The following is a 16,241-nucleotide window of genomic DNA, read 5'->3' on the forward strand; positions in this document are numbered from 1 at the left end:
GACTCACGGTGCAGCGCGCCGACGGGGCCGCCGGTGCTCGGGTCCGAGGAGCCGCTGGCCCTCGCGCTCACGGGTGCGGGCTTCACCATGACTCCCCGAGGGCTGCGACTGCGGCCCGGCGGGCGGCGCTGACGGTGCCCGAGGGCGACACGGTCTGGCGGACCGCCCAGCGGCTGCACGCGGCGCTGGCCGGCCGTCCCGCAGGGCTCGTCGACCTGCGGTGGGCGAGGTCGACGAGGCACCCCTGACCGGTGCGGTCGTCGACGAGGTCGTGCCGCGTGGCAAGCACCTGCTCCACCGCTTCGCCTCCGGCTGGACCCTGCACACGCACCTGCGCATGGAGGGCTCCTGGCGGGTCGAGGCTGCGGGCTCGCAGGCGGCGGCACGCTCCCTTCGTCGACCTGACCTGCGCGCCGCGATCGGCAACGACGAGTGGACCACCCTCGGACTGCGTCTGGGCGAGCTCGACGTCGTGCCGAGCGCCGAGGAGCACCGGCTCGTCGGGCACCTCGGGCCTGACGTTCTCGGCGCCGACTGGGAGCCAGAGGTCGTCGCCCGCCGTCTGGGCGAGCAGCCGGCTGGCGTCTCGATCGCGGCGGCGCTGCTCGACCAGCGGGTGCTCGCCGGGGTCGGCACCTTCTGGGCCAGCGAAGCGCTCTTCGTCCAGCGGCTGCACCCGTGGCGGGCAGCTGCCGACCTGACCCCCGACGAGCGCGCGGCGCTCGTGGCCCGGGTCCACGAGCTCATGGACCGGGGCAAGGAGCACGCCGTGCAGTCCTCGACCGGGGTGCTGCGAGCCGACCAGCGCAGCTGGGTCCACGGGCGCTCGGGGCGCCCTGCCGCCGCTGCGGGACCACGGTCCGGGTGGCTCCGCTCGGGCGTGCCGGGGTCGATCGGGTCTTCTTCTCCTGCCCGACCTGCCAGGGCGGGCTCGCCCCGACCGATGACGGGCGACCGCAGGGACCTCTGGGCTCGCGCCGACGCGCACGACCGTGAGTGACGCGCGTGGGGGTCGGGCGGCAAGGACGCCTCTGGCGTCAGGCGGCAGGGACGCCTCTGGGTCAGGCGGCGGAGACGACCTCGTCGTCGCGGGAGGCGACGGGCAGGGTGACCGGGGCGCTGGAGCGCTCGGCGCGGTCGGCCCGCTGGGCGATCTCGGTGAAGACGTGCGACATCGGCATCTCGAGGGCCGCGCAGATCGAGGCGAGCAGCTCGGAGCTGGCTTCCTTTTCCCCACGCTCGATCTCGCTCAGGTAGCCGAGGGAGACCGACGCCTTGGCCGAGATGTCTCGCAGGGTGCGACCCTGCGAGCGGCGCGCATCGCGCAGCACGTCACCGAGCTCTTCACGCAGCAGCACCACCATGGGTCACCTCCTCGACATCTCTCTCACGTCTGGGTCCACCGTACCCCGCCCGACCGTCAACGGTCAGGCGTGTCCCCGCCGACGGTCAGCAGGGCGTCACGCGCCAGGTCGAGCGCGGCCTGCACCGCGCCCGCCCGCACGGGCGGGACGCTCCCCGGTCAACGCCAGACGGCGCGTGCGTAGTCCCGACGGCGACGCGCAGGCGAGCCAGACGGTCCCGGCCGGTGTCCCTCGCTCGGCCCCGACCGGCCGACCCCGGTCGTCGCGAGGGCCAGGTCGACCCCGAGCGCCCGACGGGCACCCTGCGCCATCTGGGTCGCGACCTGCTCGTCGACGGTGCCGACACGGTCCACGAGGGCCGGGTCGACGCCCAAGAGCGAGATCTTGACGGCGGGGTCGTAGGCGACGACCGAGCCGGCGAAGACCAACGACGCACCGGGGACCTCGACGACGGTCGCGGCGAGCAGCCCCCCGGTCAGCGACTCCGCGGTCCCCAGGGTCCAGCCGCGGTGGGCGAGGGCCGCGAGCACCTCGGCGGCGTCGGCCGAGCCAGCACCGTCAGCGATCACGCGTCGCCTTGCGCTCCCGCTTCATCTGCGCGCGCTCGCTCGTGGAGCGCAGGGTGAGGGCCTTCATGACGTAGTCGACGGCCGTCGCGACGGTGACGACGAGGGCAGCCACGAGGATGACCCACGCCAGGCCGCGCCACACCATCTCCAGGGGCAGGGTGCTCAGCGGGATGACGAAGAGGCCGATCGCCAGGGCCTGGAGGAAGGTCTTGATCTTCCCGCCGCGGCTGGCCGGCATGACGCCGTGCCGGATGACCCAGAAGCGCATGAGCGTGATACCGAGCTCGCGGGCGAGGATGACGACGGTGATCCACCACGGGATCTCGCCGATCATCGACAGGGTGATGAAGCCGGCCCCGGTGAGCGCCTTGTCGGCGATCGGGTCGCGACCTTGCCGAAGTCGGTCACGAGACCCTTGCCGGGCCAGGTCGCCGTCGATGCGGTCGGTGATGATGGCGATGGCGAAGACACCCCAGGCCCACCACCTCGTGCTGGTGTCGTCGCGCCGTGGCTGAGCACCAGCCAGACGAAGACGGGCACGAGCAGGATGCGCATGACCGTCAGCGCATTGGGCAGGTTCCACGGACTGGGAGCGGGAGTCGTCTGCTCGGTGGTCATGCGCGCACCTCCGCCACGAGGTCGATGCCCTCGGTGCCCACGACCTCGGCCACGACGAGCGCCCCGACCTCGAAGCCCTCGACGTCGCCGGTGAGCAGGGTGACGCCGTCGACGTCGGGCCCCTGGTGGGCGGCTCGTCCGACGACCTCGCCGCTCTCCTCGTCGACCTCCTCGACGAGGACGGTGACGGTCTCACCGATGCGCTCCTCCGCCCGCTGGGCGGTCAGCTCCTCGACGAGCCGGGTCAGCCGGTCGACCCGCTCGGCGATGACGTCGGGGTCGACCTTGTCGTCGAGCAGCTCGCCCTCGGTGCCGTCCTCGTCGGAGTAGCCGAAGACGCCGACGACGTCGAGACGAGCGGCGACGAGGAAGCGCTCCAGCTCGGCGACGTCCTCGTCGGTCTCGCCGGGGAAGCCGACGATGACGTTGGACCGGACGCCGGCCTCGGGCTGCCGCTCACGGATGCCCTCGATGAGGCCGAGGAAGGACTCGGTGTCGCCGAACCGGCGCATCCGCCGCAGCAGCGGCCCGGCCGCGTGCTGGAAGGAGATGTCGTACCAGGGCACGACGCCCGGGATGCTCGCCATGGCGCGCAGGAGGCCGGGACGGATCTCGGCGGGCTGCAGGTAGGACACGCGCACTCGCTCGACGCCCTCGATGGCGACGAGCTCGGGCAGCAGCTGCTCGAGCAGGTCGAGGTCACCGAGGTCCTTGCCGTAGGACGTCGAGTTCTCGCTCACGAGGAAGAGCTCGCGCACGCCCTGGGAGGCGAGCCACCTCCCTTCGGCCACGACGTCGTTGGGGCGCCGGGACACGAAGGCCCCACGGAAGGTCGGGATCGCGCAGAAGGCGCAGCGGCGGTCGCAGCCGGAGGCGATCTTCAGCGGCGCCCAGGGCCGGTCGTCGAGGCGGGCACGCGGCAGGTCGGAGGCGTTGTGCCCCGGCAGGGCCACCTCGCTCGCGTCGCGGTCGACCGGGGATATCGGCAGCAGCTTGCGGCGGTCACCGGGCACGTGGGCCTCGGGGGCGTGGCCGTCGAGGACCGCGCGCAGGTGGGCGCTCATGTCGGTGTAGGAGTCGAAGCCGAGCACCGCGTCGGCCTCGGGCAGCTCGTCGGCGAGCTCCTTGCCGTAGCGCTCGGCGAGGCAGCCGACGGCCACGACCTTCTGCGTCCGACCGTGCTCGCGCAGGTCATTGGCCTCGAGGATCGCGTCGATCGAGTCCTTCTTGGCCTGCTCGATGAAGCCACAGGTGTTGACGACCGCGACATCGGCCTGGGCGGCGTCGTCGACGAGGGTCCACCCCTCTGCGGACAGGCGGCCGGCGAGCTCCTCGGAATCGACGTCGTTGCGGGTGCACCCCAGGGTGACGAGGGCGACGCTACGGGCAGGGGTGGACATGGACCCCACTCTAGGCGGCCGGGAGTGGCTCGACCGAAACGACGCGATCGCTCAGCTGCGCGCGCGGCTGACCGTCAGGGCCACGAGACGCGAGATGACCATGGCGACGTAGAGCACCCCGCCCAGCTGCTCGATGATCGTCGCGGCCCGGGCGTGAGGCTGGATCGCCACGATGTCCGACAGGCCGACGCTCGTGAGGTTGGCCGCGGAGAAGTAGAGCAGCTCGAGGAAGGACTTCGGCCCGATGCCGGTGTGCCCGTCGAAGGACCCCGGCTCGAGCGTCTGGATCGCGACGAAGAGGTAGGTGAAGCCGAAGAGCAGGACGGTGAAGGCCGCTCCCACCGCGAAGAGCTCGTCCTTGGTCACCCACGTGTCGGCGAACATGTAGGCCACCAGGCCGTAGGCGACGTACATGTAGAAGACGGCCAGCATCAGGTGCGCGGCGAAGGTCACCGGCACGTTGCTCCGGTCGATGACCGACCACACCTCGAGCACGAAGGCCGGGAAGCCGATGCCCAGCGCCAGCCAGGTGAGCGCCGGCGTGGAGCGCACGACCCAGATGCCGAAGGTCACCGCGAAGAGCGACAGCGAGGTGATGACCGCCCGGCCCCAGTTCTCCGACTCCACCCACGGCAGCAGCACGATCGCGAGGAGCTGGATGCCGACGAGGATCGCCGACGGCTGCTTGCGGACGACAGCCGCCCAGTAGCGGACTCCCGTCGGGCGGCTGTCGAGCTCGTACCAGGCCTTCGTCATGGGGCAACCCTAGACTCGCGCTGTGCTCGACGCCCCGCTGCTGCTGCCCCCGCTCCTCGCCGCCCTCCTGCTGGTCGTGAGCGGCATCGCCAAGGTCCGTCACCCCGAGGAGACGCGCAGCGCCTTCGGCGAGCTGCAGGTGCCGCGGGCCCTCACCGACTCCCCCGCGCCCGCACTGCTGCCATGGGCCGAGATCGTGCTCGCCGTGGCGATCATCGTGACACCGCCCCCCTTCGCCCTCGTCGTGGCGGTCCTCGCGCTCGTCCTCTTCGCCGTCTACCTCGCCGTCGTCGTGCGGGCCCTCGGCTTCGACTTCCCGGTGACGTGCAGCTGCTTCGGTCGGCTCGGGCTGGGCGAGGTGACCCGCCGGACCGCGCTGCGCAATGTGCTGCTCGTCGTCGTCGCCGCCCTCGGGGTGTGGTCGGCGACGGCCGATGCCTCGGTCGCGGCCCGCCTGCTCGGCGCCTCGGCGCAGACCTGGGTCTGGCTGGGCCTGGTCGTGCTCACCGTCGCGGTCGTCGTAGTCACCTTCGGTGGGACGAAGGGGGTGACCTCCTCCGGCGTCATCGGCACCGGCGAGGTGGCCGGCGCGCAGGACGACGAGGACGCGGACTACGCCCGTCAGCCCATCCCCTTCGCCACCCTCGTCGAGGAGTCGGGCCACGAGACGACGATGCACGAGCTCACCGCGGGCGGCGCGGTGCTCCTGCTCTTCGTCTCCCCCACGTGCGGCTCGTGCCGACCGGTCATCGACGAGGTCGAGGCGTGGGACGAGGGGCTCGGGCCGGTGCGGGTGCGGGCGGTCGTCTACACCGCGCTCGAGGACGTCGTCGCGGCCGAGCCGACGCTCGCCGGCCGGGTGCTGCAGGACCCGTCGGCCATCACGTCCCGCATCTTCCGTGTCGGGACGCCCGGCGCGGTCCTCCTAGGGGCCGACGGCATGCTCGCCGGCCGGCCCGGTCGAGGGCACGGCCGCCGTGCAGGAGTTCTACGACGACGTGCGCGCCGAGCTCGTCGAGGCGGGTGTGGTGGCGGCGCCGGAGGGCGTCACCGACGAGGCCGAGGTGGGCGTCACCGACGGTCGGTGAGCGACCAGGCGTCCTCGTCGTCGTCCTCGGTCCACTCCTCGACGACCTCGGTGCCGATCGGGTCCTCCGCGTAGCGGTCCTGCGACGCGGCCGGTGAGCCCTCGCGCAGGTCGATGACGTCGGTGTCGGTGGAGACCTGCCCGGCGGGCTGGTTCACCGGGGTCGTGTCGCCCTCGGCGTGGTCCCCCTCGGCATCCGCGGGCGCGTCGCCCTCGGGAGCCGGGGGCTCCTCCCCCTTCATCAGGGCGAGGGTCGTCGGCAGGTCCTCGGGCGTGATGAGCACGTCGCGCGCCTTGGAACCCTCGGAGGGGCCGACGACGCCGCGCGACTCGAGCAGGTCCATGAGCCGGCCGCCTTGGCGAAGCCGACGCGCAGCTTGCGCTGGAGCATCGACGTCGAGCCGAACTGCGTCGTGACGACCAGCTCGGTCGCCTGCAGCAGCACGTCGAGGTCGTCGCCGATGTCCTCGTCGATCTGCTTCTTGGGCGTCTCGGGGGCGACGTCCTCGCGGTAGGTCGGCTTGAGCTGGCCGGTGACGTGCCCGACGACGTGCTCGATCTCCGACTCGGTGACCCAGGCGCCCTGGACTCGCATCGGCTTGGACTTGCCCATCGGCAGGAAGAGGGCGTCACCCTGGCCGAGCAGCTTCTCCGCGCCGGGCTGGTCGAGGACGACGCGCGAGTCGGCGAGCGACGAGGTGGCGAAGGCCATGCGCGAGGGGACGTTGGCCTTGATCAGGCCGGTCACGACGTCGACCGACGGGCGCTGGGTCGCGAGGACGAGGTGGATGCCGGCGGCGCGCGCGAGCTGGGTGATGCGCACGATCGAGTCCTCGACGTCGCGGGGCGCGACCATCATCAGGTCGGCGAGCTCGTCGACGATGACGAGGAGGTAGGGATAGGGCTGGATGACCCGCTCGCTGCCGGGGATCGGCTCGACCTTGCCCGCCTTGACGGCCTTGTTGTAGTCGTCGACGTGCTTGTAGCCGAAGGTCGCGAGGTCGTCGTAGCGCATGTCCATCTCGCGCACGACCCACTGGAGGGCCTCGGCGGCCTTCTTGGCGTTGGTGATGATCGGCGTGATGAGGTGCGGGATGCCCTCGTAGGCCGTCAGCTCCACTCGCTTGGGGTCGACGAGCACCATGCGCACCTCGTCGGGCGTCGCCCTCATGAGGATCGAGGTGATCATCGAGTTGACGAAGGACGACTTGCCGGAGCCGGTGGCGCCGGCGACGAGGATGTGCGGCATCTTCGCGAGGTTGGCGATGACGTAGCCGCCCTCGACGTCCTTGCCGACGCCCATGACCATCGGGTGCTCGTTGTTGCGGGCCACGTCGGAGCGCAGCACGTCGCCGAGGCAGACCATCTCCTTGTCGGCATTGGGGATCTCGATGCCGATGGCGGACTTGCCGGGGATGGGGCTGAGGATGCGCACGTCGGCGGAGGCGACGGCATAGGCGATGTTCTTCGACAGGGCCGTGACGCGCTCGACCTTGACGCCCGGGCCGAGCTCGACGACGTAGCGGGTGACGGTCGGGCCGCGGTGGAAGCCGGTGACCTGGGCGTCGATGCCGAACTCGTCGAGGACACCCGTCAGCGACTCGACGACCTTGTCGTTGGCCGCCGAGCGCTCCTTGTGCGGCGCGCCGGGCTTGAGGTACTGGCTGTCGGGCAGCGTGTAGGTGACGTCGCCGGCGAGGGCGAGCTGCTCGACCCGCTGCGGCAGCTGGGTCGTGGGCGGCGGCTGCAGCTCGGTCTTGCCGCTCGCGATCGGCGCGACGGCGGGGTTCTTCGTCGGGCGCTTCTCGCCGGGGCGCGGGCCGCCCGGCCTCGGCCTGCGGGGTCTCGGTCGTCTCCTCGGCCTCGGCGGGTGACGCCGGCTTCTTGCGGCGGCCCTGCCGACCGGCTGGACGACGGCGGCCTGGTCGTAGGCGGTGTCGCCGTCGCGCTCGCCGGGACTGCTCGTCCTCGGGGTCGATGGTGCGTCGGCGCCGGGCGCGGGTGACCGCCGCCTTGGGCGCGTCGTGGCGGGCGTCGACGTCGGCCGCGGTGACGTGGCTCGGCACCTCGCCCGTGAAGGCGGCGCGCACGTAGGCCAGGCGCTGCGGCACCTCGTGCAGCGGGGTGCCGGTGAGGAGCAGGAGGGCGAAGAGCCCGAGGAGGACGAGCAGGATCGTCGCCGGCCACTCGGTGACCGCCGTCGACAGCGGGTCGGAGGCGAGGAAGCCGACGATGCCGCCGGCGTCGCGCATCGGTCCCGCGCCGTCCGGCGGCTGCGGGATGTCCTTGGCGATGTGGGTCAGGCCCGCCGCCGCGAAGAGCAGCATGACGGTGCCGAAGCCCAGCCGGGCGTCGGCAGCCGGCTCGCTCGCCGAGCGCAGCAGGCGCACGCCGAGCAGGAGCAGGACGATGGGCAGCGCGTAGGCGACCCGACCGAAGGTGCCGGCCGCGACCGCGTGGACGATGTCGCCGAAGAGGCCGCTCAGGCCCCACCCACTCGCCGGCACGGCGACGACGAGGGCCAGGGCGATCGCGAGGAAGCCCCAGCCGTCCCGACGGTGCTCCGGCTCGATCTGGCCGGCGCTCGTGCCAATCCGGCGCACGCCGGAGCCGGTCGCGTGAGCGACCCCCATCCAGGTGCGCTGCACCGCCGCGATGGGCAGCGGCAGACCGCCGCCGGAGGCGGGCTTGCGGGAGGAGGTCCTCCCCTTCGCGCTGCTCTTGGCGGGTGCCTTGCGACCCGACGGGCGGGTGGAGCCCTTGGGTCGGGAGCTGGCGCCCTTGCTGCGCGAGGTGGTCGACGGACGAGTGGCCATGATTCGCAGGGTAGGCGAAAGCCACCCCCGACACACGCGTCACACGCGCACCACGGGCCACGGATCGCAGCGGTTAGCCTCGCCCCGTGGACTCCCGGACCCTCCTCGTCGTGCTCCTCGCGGCCGCCTGCGGGGTGCTCGGGTGGCGCTGGCTGCGCACCGGTCGCTACCGCCGGCCGGACGAAGGGGGTCCCCTCCCCCGCCACCTCTGGGTCGCCGGAGTCGCTCCCTTCGTCGGCCTCGTCGTGGAGCGCGGGCTCGTCGACCGGACCTGGCCGGTGCTGCTCGCGCCGCTCGCCCTGGCCCTCGCCGGACTCGTCCTCGCCGCCGTCGACGCCGACGTCCACCGCCTGCCCAACGCGATCACGCTGCCGCTCGTGCCGGTCCAGGCCGTACTGCTCACCGTCGCGTCGGCCACGACCGGCGACTGGGGCGCCTTCGCCCGCGCCGGTCTGGCGGCGCTGCTCGTGGGTGGTGGGACGGTGCTGCTCGCCTTCGTCCTCTTCGGCAGGTCGATCGGCATGGGCGACGCCAAGCTCATGGTCTCCATCGCGCCGACGCTCGCCTGGCTGGGCTGGAGCACGCTCGCCGTGGGGGTCTGGCTCGGCTTCGTCATCGGCGGCCTCGTGGCCGCCGGGCTGCTCGTCACCCGCCGCGCGCAGCGCTCGACCCACCTCGCCTTCGGCCCTTATCTCGTCGCCGGGGCCGTGCTCGCCGTCGCGCTGGCCTGATGTCCACGGGGCGAGACGCGCCCCGCAGAGGGTCGACAGCAGCCGTGGTCGGTCGGTTATGGTCTGAGCCAAGGTCACGAGTACCAGCGACAAGCCCCGGCTAGCTGGTCGGCAACCCTCCTTCCGCGGTGGGGTGCTCCGGGTGACGACCTGGCCGGCGACAGACCGTCGCCCGGCAAGCGCGGACTCGCGGTCGACACCTCGGGTCCCCCACGGACCAGGAGCACCGTCATGACCATCTCCGACCTGCACCGCACGACCACTGCCCTGCCCCAGCTCGTCTCCGCGGGTCTGGCGTACCGCGACGAGCACGGCGCGAGCATCGAGTACGCCCACCTCGACCACGGCGCGACCACCCCGGCCTTCGCCGCCGTGGCCGACGAGGTCGCCGCCGCGGCCGTCACCTACTCGTCCGTGCACCGCGGCGCGGGCTTCGCCTCGCGGGTCACGAGCTCGCGCTACGAGGCCGCCCGTGAGGCCGTCGCCGCCTTCGTCGGCGCCCGCGAGGACGACCACGTCGTCTTCACCCGCAACACCACCGACTCCTTCAACCTGCTGGCCCGGGCGCTGCCCACCGGGACCAAGGTCTTCGTCTTCGCCTCGGAGCACCACGCGGCGCTGCTGCCGTGGGGCGACGTGCTGCGCCTGCCGGTGCCGCACAGCCACGACGAGGCGCTCGACCTGCTCGACCAGGCGCTGCGCAACCACCCGGCCGAGCACCGCCTCGTCGTGGCGACCGGCGCGTCCAACGTCACCGGCGAGCACTGGCCGATCGAGCGGATCGCCGCCGTGGCGCACGAGCACGACGCGCGCTTCGCGCTCGACGCGGCCCAGGTCGCGCCGCACCGCCGGGTCGACATCGACGCGCTCGGCGTCGACTACGTCGCCTTCTCCGGGCACAAGGTCTACGCCCCCTTCGGCGCCGGCGTGCTCGTCGGGCGGGGCGACTGGCTCGACGAGGCGCAGCCCTACCTCGCCGGCGGTGGGGCCACCGCCCGCGTCGGGCTCGACGAGACCGAGTGGACCTGCGGCCCGGCGCGTCACGAGGCCGGCTCCCCCAATGTCCTGGGAGCCGTCGCGCTGGCCACCGCGTGCGAGCTCATCACCGAGCACGAGGCGGCGATCATCGACCACGAGCAGGCCCTGCGCATCCGCCTGCTCGCCGGCCTGCAGCAGATCCCCGGCGTGCGTGTGCACACCCTCTTCGGCGGCGTCGACGGCGCGCCGGTCGCGACGATCACCGTCGACGGCCACGACAGCAGCGAGGTCGCGCGCATCCTCGGCGACGACCACGGCATCGGGGTGCGCGACGGCAAGTTCTGCGCGCACCTGCTCGTCGACGACCTCCTCTCGGAGACCGAGCACGAGACCGCCGTGCGGATCAGCGCCGGCCTGGGCACGACGCCCGAGCACATCGACCGACTCCTCGGCGCACTGCGCTCGCTCTGACCCTCCTCGGGTGGGGCGAAGGGGGGACCCGGCAGGCCCCCTTCGGCCCAACAAGAGAAACTGCCCCCTTGGCAAGGGTTTGAAACCCTTGCAAGGGGCAGTTTCTCGGGTGACCCGGAAATCGGGGGGCGTGTGAGGACCGGCAGGCCTCAGGCCTCGACGACGACGGGGATGATCATCGGGCGGCGGCGGATCTTGCCACCGACCCAGCCGCCGACGGCGCGGCGCACGACCTGCTGGAGCTGGTGGGTGTCGGTCGTGCCCTTGCGGGCCGCCTCGTCGAGCGCGGCGATGATCTTGGGCTTGACCTGGGTGAAGATCTCGTCGTCCTCGGCGAAGCCGCGGGCGGTGATCTCCGGCCCGGCGACGACCTTGCCGGTCGAGGAGTCGACGACGACCATGACGGAGATGAAGCCCTCGTCGCGCAGGATGCGGCGGTCCTTGAGCAGCTCCTCGGTCGTCCCGCCGACGCTCGAGCCGTCGACGTAGACGTAGCCGCAGGGCACGGCGCCGGCGATCCGGGCACGGCCGTCGACGAGGTCGACGACGACCCCGTCCTCGGCGAGGACGACGTGGTCGGGGTCGACACCGGTCGCGATCGCCAGGTCGGCATTGGCCACGAGGTGGCGCCACTCGCCGTGGACCGGCATGACATTGCGCGGCTTGACGATGTTGTAGCAGTAGAGCAGCTCGCCGGCGCTGGCGTGACCCGAGACGTGCACCTTGGCATTGCCCTTGTGCACGACGTCGGCGCCCAGGCGCATGAGGCCGTTGATGACCCGGTAGACGGCATTCTCGTTGCCCGGGATCAGGCTCGAGGCGAGCAGGACGGTGTCGCCGTCACCGACGTCGATGCGGTGGTCGCGGTTGGCCATGCGCGAGAGGGCGGCCATCGGCTCCCCCTGGCTGCCCGTGCAGATGAGCACGACCTCGTCGTCGGGGAAGTTGTCGAGCTTCTTGACGTCGACGAGCACGCCGTCGGGCACGTGCAGGTAGCCCAGGTCGGCGGCGATCCCCATGTTGCGCACCATCGAGCGGCCGACCATCGCGACCTTGCGGCCGTTGCGCTCGGCGGCGTCGAGGACCTGCTGGACCCGGTGCACGTGGCTGGAGAAGCACGCGACGATGATCCGGCGCTGGGCCTTGCGGAAGACGGTGTCGATCGCCGGCCCGATCTCGCGCTCGGGGGTGGTGAAGCCGGGGACCTCGGCATTGGTCGAGTCGGTGAGGAAGAGGTCGACCCCCTCCTCGCCCACCCGGGCGAAGGCCCGCAGGTCGGTCAGGCGCCGGTCGAGCGGCAGCTGGTCCATCTTGAAGTCGCCCGTGTGCAGCAGGGTGCCGCCCGCGGTGCGCACGAAGACGGCGAGCGCGTCGGGGATCGAGTGGTTGACCGCGATGAACTCGCAGTCGAAGACGCCGAAGCTCTCGCGCCCGCCCTCGCGCACCCCGAGGGTGTAGGGCTTGATGCGGTGCTCCTTGAGCTTCGCCTCGACGAGGGCGAGGGTGAGCATCGAGCCGACGAGCGGGATGTCGGGCTTGTGCTTGAGCAGGTAGGGCACGGCGCCGATGTGGTCCTCGTGGCCGTGCGTGAGGACGATCGCCTGGACGTCGTCGAGGCGGTCGAGGATGTACTCGAAGTCCGGGAGGATCAGGTCGACGCCCGGCTGGTGGTCCTCGGGGAAGAGCACACCGCAGTCGATGATGAGCAGCTGGCCGTCGTGCTCGACGACCGCCATGTTGCGGCCGACCTCGCCGAGACCGCCGAGCGGGACGACCCGCAGGGCGCCGTCGGCGAGCGGGGGCGGGAGCTGCAGGTCGGGGTGCGGGTGGCTCATGCGCCTCCTCCGATGCCGGACGCGGCCAGGCCCTTGCGCAGGACGTCGAGGTGCTCGGCCGGCCCCTCGACGTAGGGCAGGCGGACGGTCGCGTGGTCGATGACGCCGAGCTCGACGAGCGCGGCCTTGGCCATGATCGCGCCCTGCGAGGTCGACATCAGGGCATTGGTCACGGGGATGAGTCGGTGGTGGATCTCGCGGGCGGCCGCGAGGTCACCGGCGTCGACGGCGGCGATCATGTCCGCGTACTGCCGGCCAGCGACGTGGCCGACGACGGAGACGACACCGTGCGCCCCCTGGGCGAGGTGGGCGAGGTTGTACTCGTCGGCGCCGGAGTACCAGAGCAGGTCGGTCTCGGCCATGACCTGCGAGGAGGCCCACAGGTCCCCCTTCGCGTCCTTGACGGCGACGATGCGCTCGTGGTCGGCGAGCGCCACGAGGGTCTCCACGGCGAAGGGGACAGCGGTGCGCCCGGGGATGTCGTAGAGCATGATCGGCAGCTTCGCCGCATCGGCGATGGCCCGCGTGTGGGCGAGCAGACCGGCCTGGGTGGGCTTGTTGTAGTAGGGCGAGACGACGAGCAGGCCGTCGGCGCCGGCCCGGGTCGCAGCCGTGGCCATCTCGATGGCGTGCGCGGTGTTGTTGGACCCGACGCCCGCGGTCACGGCGAGGCGGTCGCCCGCGGCCTGCTTGACCGTCTCGACCATCGCGATGCTCTCCGCGGAGCTGAGGGTCGGGGACTCGCCGGTGGTGCCGTTGACGACGACACCGTCGTGTCCGCTGGCGACGAGGTGCTCGACGACGGCGGCGACGCCCTTCGCGTCGACGGCGCCGTCTGGGGTCATGGGCGTCACCATCGCGGTGACCACCCGTCCGAAGGGGGAAGTCGTCATGCGGCTCAGCGTAGCCGTCGGTGGTGGCGTCTATCGTGGCGCCATGCGTCAGTACCTCGACCTCCTCGAGCACGTCCGCGACCACGGCGTCGACAAGTCGGACCGGACCGGGACCGGCACCCGCAGCGTCTTCGGCCACCAGATGCGCTTCGACCTCTCGGAGGGCTTCCCGGTCCTGACGACGAAGAAGCTGCACCTGCGCTCGATCATCGGCGAGCTGCTGTGGTTCCTGCGCGGCGACACCAACGTGCGCTGGCTGCAGGAGCGCGGCATCAGCATCTGGGACGAGTGGGCCGACGAGCACGGCGACCTCGGCCCGGTCTACGGGCACCAGTGGCGCTCGTGGCCGACCCCCGAGGGCGGCACGATCGACCAGATCAGCAAGGTCATCGAGGGCCTGCGGACCAACCCCGACAGCCGCCGGCACATCGTCTCGGCGTGGAATGTCGCCGAGGTCGACTCGATGGCGCTGCCGCCCTGCCACACGATCTTCCAGTTCTACGTCACGCCGGCGAGCGAAGGGGGTCGCCCCCGGCTGTCGTGCCAGCTCTACCAGCGCAGCGCCGACATCTTCCTCGGCGTGCCCTTCAACATCGCCTCCTACGCGCTGCTGACGATGATGGTCGCCCAGCAGGTCGACATGGAGCCGGGCGAGTTCGTCCACACCCTCGGCGACGCGCACCTCTACAGCAACCACCTCGACCAGGCCGACGAGCAGCTGACCCGCTCCCCCGGCCCGCTGCCACGCATGGAGATCACGCCGCGCGAGTCCATCGACGCCTACGAGATCGAGGACTTCACCCTCGTCGGCTACGAGGCCGCCCCGAGCATCAAGGCGCCGATCGCCGTATGAGCCTGCCGCGTCGCGTCCCCGACGACCTGCGCGGTCGGGTCCCGCTCGTCGCCGCGTCCTACGCGGTGATGACCCGCGAGGGCGGGCAGGGCACCGAGGTGCTGCTCCAGCTGCGCCGGGGCACCGGGTTCATGGACGGCTGGTGGGCCTGCGGCGCCGCCGGCCACGTCGAGGACGCGAGCGCGCCGAGCGAGGCGCTGCACCGCGAGGTCGACGAGGAGCTCGGGGTGCGCGTCGAGACCGCCGCGCCGCTGACGACCGTGCAGCGCACGAGCCTGCTCGGTCCGATCGAGCAGCGGGCCGACTTCTTCTTCCACGTCACCGCGTGGTCGGGTGAGCCCTCGCTGCAGGAGCCCGACAAGGCGGCGGACCTGCGGTGGTGGCGACTCGACGACCTGCCGGCGCAGGTCGTGCCGCACGAGCGGGTGGTGCTCGAGGGGCTGCGGGAGGGGACGCTGCCCCCCTTCGTCGAGCTCGGCCACGACCAGCGCCTGGTCCTCGTCGCCGCGCTCGGGGCCAACCGCGCCATCGGCGTCGACGGCGGCATGCCGTGGCACCTGCCCGAGGACCTGGCGCACTTCAAGGCCCTGACCATGGGCGGCACGATGGTCATGGGTCGCCGCACCTGGGACTCGATCGGACGCGCCCTACCCGGCCGCACGACCGTCGTCGTCACGTCCGACCACGCGTGGAGCGCGCCCGGGGCGGTCGTCGTCCACTCGCTGGCCGAGGCCCTCGTGGCGGCCGGTCCGGGCGAGGTCTTCGTCGTCGGGGGCGGTGAGATCTACCGGCAGACGATCGACCTGGCCTCGCGCCTGGAGCTGACCGAGATCGACGCCTCGCCGCAGGCCGAGGTCTTCTTCCCCGAGGTCGACGCCGGGTGGCGTGAGGTCGCCCGCAGCCCACGAGAGGGCTTCGCCTTCGTCACCTACGAGAGGTGACTCGATGGGTTCACTCACCTCTATATCAACCATATCGGTTCATTTTGAACTGAAGTGATCTATGGTGTTCACATGACCGCGATCGCGACCCTCATCGGCGACGTCGTCCGCAGCCGGGCGGCCGACGACCGACGTGCGCTGCATGCACGGCTCGAAGAGGTCATCGCGCTCGTCAACGCCAGGACCGATCCCCTCCAGCCGCTGCGCGTGACCGTGGGCGACGAGTTCCAGGGCGCCTGGGCCCGGCGGGGCGAGGCCGTGCACGCCGCCCTGCTGCTGCGGCTGAGCCTCCTGCCCGAGGTCGAGACCCGCTACGGACTCGGCCACGGCGAGGTCACCGCGCTCAGCGACGACGGCCTCGTCCAGGACGGCCCCGGGTGGTGGCAGGCCCGGGAGGCGATCACCCGGGCGAAGGGGGACGAGGAGTCGGCGGGCAGCCGGGGGCGCGTCGTGCGCACCCGGTGGGTCGAGGACTCCCCCGTCGGCCTGGCCCTCGACGCGGCGCTGCGGCACCGCGACCTGCTCGTCGCCGACCTCGACGAGCGCTCCCAGCGCCTCCTGCGCGGGCTGCTCGACGGCACGACCCAACGCGAGCTCGCCGAGGTGGAGGAGATCAGCCCGACGGCCGTCTCCCGCCGGGTACACCGCGACGCCCTCGACCAGCTGGTCGCCCTCGACGCCGAGCTCGGAGCCCTGCCATGAGCGTGCTCGCCGCCCTCCTCGTCACCATCGGGACCGTCGACCTGCTGCGCAGCCTCGGCCCGCACCCGGCGACAGTCCGCGAGACCCGCGGGCTGCCCACCCTCGGACTGCTCCTGCTGCTCGTCGTCACCGCCACCGCCGGCCTGCTCGGGACGTGGGGCGGGGTCGCGCTCACCGCACTGGCCGCCGCCGGCCTCGTCGCCTGGACCGTCGCCGTCGAGCGCGCC

Annotated in this window: 18 protein-coding genes, 2 pseudogenes and 1 riboswitch; of the genes and pseudogenes, 8 read left to right on the forward strand and 12 right to left on the reverse strand. The window is 72.2% G+C overall.

Translation table 11 applies throughout. From position 1 onward, the window contains the following. The first annotated feature begins 220 nt into the window (after positions 1–220). The gene (locus AC2W7J_RS06990) at positions 221–1,000 is read left to right on the forward strand and encodes a DNA-formamidopyrimidine glycosylase family protein (RefSeq protein WP_485981886.1); all 780 of its coding nucleotides are present in this window, start codon (positions 221–223) and stop codon (positions 998–1,000) included. A 61-nt stretch (positions 1,001–1,061) separates the two neighbouring features. Here the strand turns inward: AC2W7J_RS06990 and AC2W7J_RS06995 are convergent, their stop codons facing one another. The 6 genes from AC2W7J_RS06995 to AC2W7J_RS07020 all read right to left on the reverse strand — a co-directional run bounded on the left by AC2W7J_RS06995 (position 1,062) and on the right by AC2W7J_RS07020 (position 4,707). Continuing rightward, the gene (locus tag AC2W7J_RS06995) at positions 1,062–1,361 is read right to left on the reverse strand and encodes a helix-turn-helix domain-containing protein (RefSeq protein ID WP_485981896.1); all 300 of its coding nucleotides are present in this window, start codon (positions 1,359–1,361) and stop codon (positions 1,062–1,064) included. 161 nt (positions 1,362–1,522) lie between these two features. Further along, complete coding sequence (locus AC2W7J_RS07000) at positions 1,523–1,933, reverse strand: CinA family protein (RefSeq protein WP_485981887.1); 411 nt, start codon at positions 1,931–1,933, stop codon at positions 1,523–1,525. Then, positions 1,923–2,372, reverse strand: coding sequence for a CDP-alcohol phosphatidyltransferase family protein (locus AC2W7J_RS07005; protein ID WP_485981897.1), 450 nt, complete (start codon positions 2,370–2,372; stop codon positions 1,923–1,925). The genes AC2W7J_RS07000 and AC2W7J_RS07005 overlap by 11 nt, the downstream gene beginning before the upstream one ends. Continuing rightward, positions 2,264–2,551, reverse strand: coding sequence for a CDP-alcohol phosphatidyltransferase family protein (locus AC2W7J_RS07010; protein ID WP_485981888.1), 288 nt, complete (start codon positions 2,549–2,551; stop codon positions 2,264–2,266). Before AC2W7J_RS07010 ends, AC2W7J_RS07005 begins: the two co-directional genes overlap by 109 nt. Next, positions 2,548–3,951: a 30S ribosomal protein S12 methylthiotransferase RimO gene (gene rimO, locus AC2W7J_RS07015; protein ID WP_485981889.1), complete on the reverse strand. Its 1,404-nt coding sequence runs from the start codon at positions 3,949–3,951 to the stop codon at positions 2,548–2,550. Before rimO ends, AC2W7J_RS07010 begins: the two co-directional genes overlap by 4 nt. A 51-nt stretch (positions 3,952–4,002) precedes the next feature. Beyond that, entirely contained in the window at positions 4,003–4,707 is a 705-nt protein-coding gene (locus tag AC2W7J_RS07020; protein WP_427801094.1) for an ion channel, read from the reverse strand. Positions 4,708–4,729: 22 nt separating this feature from the next. On the opposite strand from AC2W7J_RS07020, the gene AC2W7J_RS07025 reads away from it, so the two are divergent. Next, the gene (locus AC2W7J_RS07025) at positions 4,730–5,869 is read left to right on the forward strand and encodes a TlpA family protein disulfide reductase (RefSeq protein WP_485981890.1); all 1,140 of its coding nucleotides are present in this window, start codon (positions 4,730–4,732) and stop codon (positions 5,867–5,869) included. Here the strand turns inward: AC2W7J_RS07025 and AC2W7J_RS07030 are convergent. The 4 genes and pseudogenes from AC2W7J_RS07030 to AC2W7J_RS07045 form a co-directional block, all read right to left on the reverse strand. Then, a complete protein-coding gene (locus AC2W7J_RS07030) occupies positions 5,779–6,078 on the reverse strand; it encodes a hypothetical protein (RefSeq protein ID WP_485981891.1) in 300 nt (99 codons plus the stop codon). The two genes, AC2W7J_RS07025 and AC2W7J_RS07030, sit on opposite strands and share 91 nt — an antisense overlap. Beyond that, complete coding sequence (locus AC2W7J_RS07035; protein ID WP_485981892.1) at positions 6,036–7,229, reverse strand: DNA translocase FtsK; 1,194 nt, start codon at positions 7,227–7,229, stop codon at positions 6,036–6,038. The genes AC2W7J_RS07030 and AC2W7J_RS07035 overlap by 43 nt, the downstream gene beginning before the upstream one ends. A gap of 3 nt (positions 7,230–7,232) precedes the next feature. Continuing rightward, positions 7,233–7,565: pseudogene (locus AC2W7J_RS07040) on the reverse strand (DNA translocase FtsK); the annotation flags it as partial. 388 nt (positions 7,566–7,953) lie between these two features. After that, a pseudogene (locus AC2W7J_RS07045) lies at positions 7,954–8,610 on the reverse strand (DNA translocase FtsK 4TM domain-containing protein); the annotation flags it as partial. An 86-nt stretch (positions 8,611–8,696) separates the two neighbouring features. On the opposite strand from AC2W7J_RS07045, the gene AC2W7J_RS07050 reads away from it, so the two are divergent. Both AC2W7J_RS07050 and AC2W7J_RS07055 read left to right on the forward strand, forming a co-directional pair. Continuing rightward, positions 8,697–9,341 carry a prepilin peptidase gene (locus AC2W7J_RS07050; RefSeq protein ID WP_427801097.1) on the forward strand — a complete coding sequence of 215 codons (645 nt, stop codon included), beginning with the start codon at positions 8,697–8,699 and terminating at the stop codon, positions 9,339–9,341. Positions 9,342–9,413: 72 nt separating this feature from the next. Beyond that, positions 9,414–9,529, forward strand: a riboswitch (SAM riboswitch). Between the two features lie 43 nt (positions 9,530–9,572). After that, on the forward strand, positions 9,573–10,790 hold the full coding sequence (locus AC2W7J_RS07055) for an aminotransferase class V-fold PLP-dependent enzyme (protein ID WP_485981893.1): 1,218 nt from the start codon (positions 9,573–9,575) through the stop codon (positions 10,788–10,790). Positions 10,791–10,939: 149 nt separating this feature from the next. On the opposite strand, the gene AC2W7J_RS07060 is transcribed toward AC2W7J_RS07055, so the two are convergent. Together AC2W7J_RS07060 and dapA are read right to left on the reverse strand one after the other, a co-directional pair. Next, positions 10,940–12,625: a ribonuclease J gene (locus AC2W7J_RS07060; RefSeq protein ID WP_255183811.1), complete on the reverse strand. Its 1,686-nt coding sequence runs from the start codon at positions 12,623–12,625 to the stop codon at positions 10,940–10,942. After that, complete coding sequence (gene dapA, locus AC2W7J_RS07065) at positions 12,622–13,518, reverse strand: 4-hydroxy-tetrahydrodipicolinate synthase (protein ID WP_255183812.1); 897 nt, start codon at positions 13,516–13,518, stop codon at positions 12,622–12,624. The genes AC2W7J_RS07060 and dapA overlap by 4 nt, the downstream gene beginning before the upstream one ends. Before the next feature lie 43 nt (positions 13,519–13,561). Here dapA and AC2W7J_RS07070 point away from each other — a divergent pair, with 43 nt between their 5' ends. The 4 genes from AC2W7J_RS07070 to AC2W7J_RS07085 form a co-directional block, all read left to right on the forward strand. Further along, the gene (locus tag AC2W7J_RS07070; protein ID WP_255183813.1) at positions 13,562–14,371 is read left to right on the forward strand and encodes a thymidylate synthase; all 810 of its coding nucleotides are present in this window, start codon (positions 13,562–13,564) and stop codon (positions 14,369–14,371) included. Next, positions 14,368–15,312 carry a dihydrofolate reductase gene (locus tag AC2W7J_RS07075; protein WP_255183814.1) on the forward strand — a complete coding sequence of 315 codons (945 nt, stop codon included), beginning with the start codon at positions 14,368–14,370 and terminating at the stop codon, positions 15,310–15,312. The genes AC2W7J_RS07070 and AC2W7J_RS07075 overlap by 4 nt, the downstream gene beginning before the upstream one ends. Before the next feature lie 72 nt (positions 15,313–15,384). Then, positions 15,385–16,014 carry a SatD family protein gene (locus AC2W7J_RS07080; protein WP_485981894.1) on the forward strand — a complete coding sequence of 210 codons (630 nt, stop codon included), beginning with the start codon at positions 15,385–15,387 and terminating at the stop codon, positions 16,012–16,014. Then, the coding region (locus tag AC2W7J_RS07085; protein ID WP_485981895.1) for a hypothetical protein at positions 16,011–16,241 on the forward strand (231 nt) is incomplete at its 3' end. The genes AC2W7J_RS07080 and AC2W7J_RS07085, both read left to right, overlap by 4 nt.

It is taken from the genome of Janibacter sp. CFPM2_SD2 (assembly GCF_057364645.1).